This is a genomic window from Alkanindiges hydrocarboniclasticus (assembly GCF_001982605.1).
GTDB lineage: Bacteria > Pseudomonadota > Gammaproteobacteria > Pseudomonadales > Moraxellaceae > Alkanindiges > Alkanindiges hydrocarboniclasticus.
The window spans coordinates 37933-45312 of record NZ_MLCN01000011.1 but is presented as its reverse complement, the minus strand read 5'-3'; the positions used below and the strand labels follow the sequence as shown (position 1 = coordinate 45312).

Genomic DNA, 7380 nt, shown 5'->3' with positions numbered 1-7380 from the left:
TCAACTTTTCAAGTTAAGTGTCAGATCAAGTCGGAACTAATACAGTTTATTTCTCTCGTTAAGGCGTTAAAATCACTTTGCGACAATCATCTTCCTTTTTATCAAAAATTCGGTAGCCCTCGGCCGCATCTTCGAGTTTCATCCGGTGGGTAATAATAATTTCAGGATTTAAGTCGCCGTTTTCAATATGTTGCAGTAGCGCTGGCAGATAGCGATGTACATGCGTTTGACCCATCTTGAAGGTTAGGCCCTTGTCAAAGGCATCACCAAACAGGAAGCCGTGAATCGGCCCTGCATATACGCCTGGAACACTGACAATGCCACCACGGCGCACTGCTGCAATACATTGACGCAGCGCAGCCCCGCTAGAGCCTTCAATTTTCAGGTTGGTCAATATCGTTTCAATCATGCTGCCTTTGGCTTCAAACCCTACTGCATCAATGACCGCATCAACCCCACGCTGACCAGCAGTTTGACTAATAATAAATTCGGCCGCATCTACTTTGTCAAAATTAACGGGAATTACACCATAAGTTTCCTGTGCATAACGCAGGCGATAATCGTTGTGATCGGCCATAAAAATCTGTTCGGCACCCTGTAACCGGGCACAGGCTGCTGCCATTAATCCTACGGGACCAGCCCCGTAAATGGCCAGACTGGAACCTTTGGTGACCTGGGCATTCAGAACTGCTTGCCAGCCTGTGGGCAGAATATCGGTGAGGAATAATACTTTTTCATCCGGCAGGGAACCGGGAACCTTAAATGGCCCGACATTGCCTTTAGGGACGCGCACATATTCGGCCTGCCCACCCGGCACGCCACCATATAAATGGCTAAAACCAAACAGGGCAGCACCCGGTGGAATTTGTTTTTTGTTTAAAATAGCACCACGGCCAGTGTTGGTATTTTCGCAGGCAGCGGTAAGTTCATGCTCACAGAAAAAACAATGTCCGCAGGCGATGACAAAAGGAATAATTACACGATCCCCTTTTTTAACATTGGTAACCTCAGGGCCAACTTCTTCAACAATTCCCATAAATTCATGGCCAAAAATATCACCCTCCTTGGTGGCTGGAATTTTGCCGCGATAAAGATGCAAGTCTGAGCCGCAAATGGCGGTAGCGGTAACGCGTAAAATCACGTCGTCGGGTTGCTGAATGACTGGATCAGCAACACTTTCAACTCGGACATCATTGGCACCATGATAAGTTAAAGCGCGCATTGTTGTATCCTCACAGGTTATTGGGGTTCAAAGCAATCTTCTTTATACAGGTTTGATATTGCCAAGCACCCTAGGCATTCATGTTAGCTTTTGGTAGGTGATGTTTTTCAGGATGTGTATGCAAGGTCTAAGGTAGTGCAATTAGGTGATTTATATGGGAAGGGTGTAACTTGTGTCCCCGGTTCATTATAATTTATGGCTTTTAAAGCAAAGTTCAAAATTGAGCGTATTGAGTAAGGTGTACATCATTAACACTGGTTGTAAGCAGTATTAACGCTGGATTTATGATGGCGGTAAGCTGGTACAGAGATTACTAGATCAGGACTGTTTAGAAAGTAAAACCACTCAAGACATAAACAAGGTAACTATTGGTTTTGCGGCTCCTGCATTACCGGCGATTTTACTAGTCATAATTATAGTGCCCCTTTAAATCATATATTTTATATTTGAGAGTTTGTATTAACCGTACAGATCACTGACATACGTTAAGTGTATTTTTTTATATAGTTGAATGATAAATATATTTTCATGGTTTCTTTACTGTGTGGTTTGCAGTTCATTTATTTTTAGGTTGTCGCTATGCCGTATTGTGCACGTTTAACTTATGCCAGCACCAGCATATCAAGTCCCGCTACAATCCGTCAGGACTTAATTGATATTCTGGATGAAGCGCGCGCATATAACTTTAATAATAAGTTATATGGGGTACTGTACTATGGCAACAGTTATTTCTTCCAATGTATTGAAGGCCAAAAAACCGAGGTCGACAAACTATATGAAAAAATAAAAAAAGATTTTAGGCACACTAACCTGGTTGTACTGTCTTATCATGAAATTGAAGAAACCAGCCTTAACAACTGGAACATGAAATACGTGCATTATGACCAAGAGGTTCAGGATTTTTTTAGTCGGCACCAGTGGGAGATATTTAATCCCTATGCCTTAAACGATGGCTTGATTGATGAGTTTGTTGCCTTATTAATTCCGCATGAGCCTGTAGAGCCTGACAGTATAGAGCAAAATGAACTGAACGCTCAGGGTAAGCAGCAAGGCCGCCTAAAATTCAAATATGTTGTTTGGCTAATCTTTTTTGGAATGCTGGGATTAATCATCCTCTATTTTCTCAATATGACTGCTTGGAATAATGGTTTTGGGATTGATTTTTTTAATGCTCACTAAGTCATAACAAAATTGCTTAAAAAGCATTCTAGTGTTCAGGGCTGGTGTGTTGATATATTTTTATCAACAAACTACCAGATGAATATAGAATGAATATACCAGTAGACATTCAGTTGAATTACTAGAGCGCCATATAAAACTACTGCAACAGCAACAACAGCAGCAAACGACTGAGATTGAAGCCGAACTTAAGGTTAATAAAGTACCATCTCATATTCAGGAAATATTAAATGTAGCGCATGATGATCAGCAAAGTTTAGAATTATCAGCAACTGATACTGCTGTGACCGGGCAGGGTGGTCAGGAACGGTAATCCTCCCATTAATAACCGAAGTTAAAAGTAGAGGTTAAGCAGCCATCAAAGGTGGTTTGCCTCCATTGGCTTTATGTGGTCGTTTATGGTTGTAAAACCAGAGCCATTCTGTCGCATAGTCTTGCACTTGTTCCAGGTTATCAAACAAATGCTTGCTCACCCAACTATAACGCATCGTGCGATTGTAGCGCTCGATATACGCATTCTGTTGCGGCTTGCCAGGCTGAATATAATCAATACGAATATCATGCAGCTTTGCCCAGTTAACAAATTCATGGCTGATAAATTCAGGTCCTGAGCAGCACTGCTGCGTAAGACAACGAATGGCAAGAGGTTTATTACGCCACTCCAGCAACTGGTTAAGTGTGCGGATGACGCGTAATGCTGGCAGTGACAACCCAGCTTCAATCGCTAAACCCTCACGACGATAATCATCAATCACGTTCAACAAGCGGTAACTCCGTCCATCACTCAGTTGATCATGCATAAAATCCAAAGACCACACTTGATCTGGTCTGATGGGTTCTTTCAATGGCTCAGGTGCATGTCGTTTCAATCTGCGTCTTGGTCGAATACGTAGATTCAGTGCCAACTCACAGTAAATACGGTATACACGCTTGTGATTCCAAGGCTCTTGCTCAATATGGCGCAGATGATCAAAGCATAAGCCGAAGCCCCAATCAGTGGGTTGCTCCGTCAGTTCAATCAAATGATGGGCAATGATTTCATTTTCATCTTTTAGCTTTGCCTGATACCGATAGCAGGTTTCACTGATGTTAAATGCAGAACAGGCAAGACGAATGCTAATAGCACGATTGGCAACAGTATGCTGCGCCATCTTACGTCGGCAAGATGGCTTTACCACTTCTTTGCCATGGCTTCCTGAATGATTTCTGCTTTGAGCCGCTCTTCAGCATACATCTTTTTGAGCTTGGCATTTTCTGCTTCGAGCTCTTTAAGGCGAGCCATCAGTGATGCATCCATACCGCCGAATTTAGCACGCCATTTATAAAAACTGGCTGAGCTCATGCCGTGTTCACGGCAAAGGGTTGGTACTGGTGTGCCTGATTCAGCTTGTTTCAGGATCGATAAAATCTGGCTGTCGGTAAAGCGTGATGTTTTCATGCAGAATCTCCTGCGTTTATAGCAAAGGCAAAATCACCCATGAGTTTGCCAATACCGAGCAATTCAGAGCCGCTTTAAAGCGTCATGGGAGCTTTGAAAATGTGGTTAAGCATTTAAACTTTGTACCAACAGATGTATCAGCCATACTTGGCAAGAACTTTCAACTCATCGGGGCAGACTACTCGGGGGCATTCAATAAAGGCAAATACAATTCGGTTTTTCGCTCTTACCAAAATAGTTTAGGTCAACGCTTTGAAATCAATGAAATGCTTTTAAATGATGAGAACAACGGTAAACTCACAGTCTACAATGAAGCCCTTAATTTTGATGTGATAGGGCACCCTGCTACCTTGCAAAAACTAAAAGGTGTAAAAGAGCAGGGTCGTGAGGCGATCTATCAGGCAAGTACAGAGGAAAATGCTTTAAAGTCCCTAGATATCTTCTGCGATCAATGGAATCACCAGTATCCAAAAATTGGAGAATCCTGGCGGGCAAATTGGGAAAATATCCGAACGATCTTTAGCTATCCTGCTGAAATACGTCATGCGATTTATACAACAAATGCAATTGAATCATTGAATAGCGTGATCCGCCATTCAACTAAAAAGAGAAAGATCTTCTCTTCTGATGATTCAGTGAAAAAGGTCATTTATTTAGCAACTTCAAATGCTGCTAAAAAATGGACCATGCCAATTCAAAATTGGCGTTTAGCAATGAATTGGTTTACGATTCAGTTCGATGATCGATTAAAAGATCATTTATAAAAAATGAGACTTACACAAAATAATTTACAGGCTCGTAGAAACATGAAAATACATTCTTTTGGTGAACACAATAACATTACTTTATCTAATAATTGTATTGAAGTTCGAGGTGCACGTGAGCATAACCTTAAGGATGTAGATGTTTCTATCCCAAGAAATGCACTTGTTGTTTTCTCAGGTGTATCGGGTTCAGGAAAATCATCACTTGCTTTTGGAACTATTTTTGCTGAAGCACAAAGAAGATATTTCGAATCTGTTGCACCTTATGCAAGACGCTTAATAGATCAGGCCGGAGTACCAGATGTTGATGCTATTGATGGTCTACCACCAGCAGTAGCATTGCAACAACAACGTGGTGCAAGTAATACCCGTTCTTCTGTTGGAAGTGTAACAACTTTATCAAGTCTCGTGCGAATGATTTATTCGCGTGCTGGTGCATATCCTGCCGATCAGCCAATGTTATATGCCGAGGACTTTTCACCGAACACTCTTCAAGGTGCTTGTCCTACCTGTCATGGTTTAGGTCACATTTATGAAGTTACAGAATCGACAATGGTTCCTGACCCAACACTCAGTATTCGTGAGAGAGCTATCGCATCATGGCCACCTGCTTGGCACGGGCAAAACTTACGCGATATCCTAGTAACCCTAGGGTATGATGTTGATCGACCATGGAAAGATTTACCGCAATCGGATAGAGACTGGATTTTATTTACTGAAGAAACCCCAACAGTTCCTGTCTATGCTGGTTTAAGCCCCGCTGAGACTCAATCTGCACTTAAACGTAAACTAGAACCCAGCTATATGGGCACTTTCACTGGTGCTCGTCGCTATGTCCTTCATACTTTTGCTAATACCCAAAGTACGTTGATGAAAAAACGTGTTTCACGTTTTATGGAAGGAAAAATATGCCCTTCCTGTCATGGTAAACGCCTTAAACCAGAAGCCTTATCTATTACCTTTGCTGGAGTAGATATTGGTGAGTTTATGCAACTTTCTTTGGATAAGTTAACTTGCCTGCTTGAGCCCATTGTTCTTGGCAATTTCGACGCTCATGATGCTGGAGAAAAGACTAATAATAAAGTAACCCAACTTGATAGATCCGAACGAGCAACAACAGGTAGAGCAGTGCATTCTGTATCTCCAGATGTAAGACGTACGTCAGCACTTTCAGATGAAAAGAAAATTGCTGCCCAGCGTTTAGCAAATGGTGTGGTGGGGCGTTTAAATCAATTACGCCAGTTAGGTCTTGGTTATCTAACATTAGATAGAGCCACACCGACTCTTTCAGCGGGAGAGTTACAACGTTTGCGTTTAGCAACACAATTAAGTTCTATGCTATTTGGTGTAGTTTATGTACTGGATGAACCGTCTGCTGGATTACATCCTTCAGATAGTCAGTCATTATATGATTCTCTCGATAAATTAAGAGACGCTGGAAACTCCGTATTTGTTGTAGAGCATGATTTAGAGCTCATGCGTCGTGCTCAATGGTTAGTGGATGTTGGACCAGATGCAGGAGAGCAAGGTGGTAATATTTTATATAGTGGAGTACCTCAGGGTTTAAGTGAGATTTCAGCTTCACGTACTGCAAGTTATTTATTTAATAAAATCCCAGTTACTCAAAGTTATGGACGTACACCCTCTGGTTGGCTTGAACTTAACAATATTTACCGACATAACCTGCATAATATTGATGCTCGTATACCTCTTGGTGTACTTACAGCAGTTACAGGTATTTCAGGTTCAGGTAAATCTAGTCTCGTTTCTCAAGTTTTACCCGAGTTAGTACTTTCATATTTAGGCAATGAATCTGAAACTGAAAACAATAATGAAAATAATCCTTTAAATGAAGGAATGTTGGTTACCGAGGTTACACAGGGTTCTCTGGCTGGTGATGTGGAGGCTATACAGCGTCTGGTACAGGTTGATCAAAAACCAATTGGCCGTACTCCACGTTCTAATCTGGCAACTTATACGGGTTTATTTGATCATGTTAGAAAGTTATTTGCTGGGACTCCTGAAGCTCGCCAAGCTCATTATGATGCTGGACGTTTTTCGTTTAATGTGGCTAAAGGGCGATGTGAAACTTGTGAAGGTGAAGGCTTTGTCAGTGTAGAATTATTGTTTATGCCAAGTGTATATGCCCCTTGTCCGACATGTCATGGTGCTCGATATAATGATGACACTCTGAAAATTCGCTGGAATGGACATAATATTGCTGAAGTATTAGGAATGACCGTCAATGAAGCACGTGATTTTTTTGATGGAGAGGTCTCGATTGCTCGTTCACTACAATTATTAAAGGAAATTGGCCTTGGTTATTTACGTTTAGGGCAACCAGCGACTGAACTATCTGGTGGAGAAGCGCAACGTATTAAATTGGCGACCGAGCTGCAACGCAATCAGCGTGGAAATACACTGTATATACTTGATGAGCCAACTACAGGTTTGCATCCATCAGATGTAGATCGATTGTTAGTTCAATTGCAGCGATTAGTCGATGCGGGTAATACCGTGGTTATGATTGAGCATGATATGCGTGCCGTTGCACAAGCAGATTGGGTGATTGATGTGGGACCAGGTGCTGGAAATGCTGGTGGGAATATTGTTGTGGCAGGAACACCAAAACAAATAACAGAAAATCAAGATAGCCGTACTGCTCCATATTTAGTTAATGAGTTAGTGAGTCGTGATACTAAACATTGATATTGCGAGTGGGTAGAATAAAACCTTAAATTAAAAACCTGTAAAATCAATCAGATATTTTTTTGTTT

Annotated in this window: 4 protein-coding genes and 1 pseudogene; 3 read left to right on the top strand and 2 right to left on the bottom strand. The window is 41.6% G+C overall.

The window, feature by feature from the left end:
* Positions 1–58 precede the first annotated feature (58 nt).
* Positions 59–1222, bottom strand: a complete 1164-nt coding sequence (locus BKE30_RS05050; RefSeq protein ID WP_076877529.1) for a zinc-dependent alcohol dehydrogenase — start codon at positions 1220–1222, stop codon at positions 59–61.
* 579 nt (positions 1223–1801) lie between these two features.
* Here BKE30_RS05050 and BKE30_RS05045 point away from each other — a divergent pair.
* Positions 1802–2401 carry a BLUF domain-containing protein gene (locus BKE30_RS05045; RefSeq protein ID WP_076877528.1) on the top strand — a complete coding sequence of 200 codons (600 nt, stop codon included), beginning with the start codon at positions 1802–1804 and terminating at the stop codon, positions 2399–2401.
* 347 nt (positions 2402–2748) lie between these two features.
* Here the strand turns inward: BKE30_RS05045 and BKE30_RS05040 are convergent.
* Positions 2749–3839, bottom strand: a protein-coding gene (locus BKE30_RS05040; protein ID WP_143253655.1) for an IS3 family transposase whose coding sequence is annotated in 2 segments (ribosomal slippage) — positions 2749–3578 and positions 3578–3839 — 1092 coding nt in all. Because the reading frame shifts where the segments join, the coding sequence is not laid out codon by codon here.
* 380 nt (positions 3840–4219) lie between these two features.
* On the opposite strand from BKE30_RS05040, the pseudogene BKE30_RS05030 reads away from it, so the two are divergent.
* Positions 4220–4603 (top strand): annotated as a pseudogene (locus tag BKE30_RS05030) (transposase); the annotation flags it as partial.
* A gap of 42 nt (positions 4604–4645) precedes the next feature.
* Positions 4646–7312, top strand: a complete 2667-nt coding sequence (locus BKE30_RS05025; protein WP_076877525.1) for an excinuclease ABC subunit UvrA — start codon at positions 4646–4648, stop codon at positions 7310–7312.
* Positions 7313–7380: the final 68 nt, after the last annotated feature.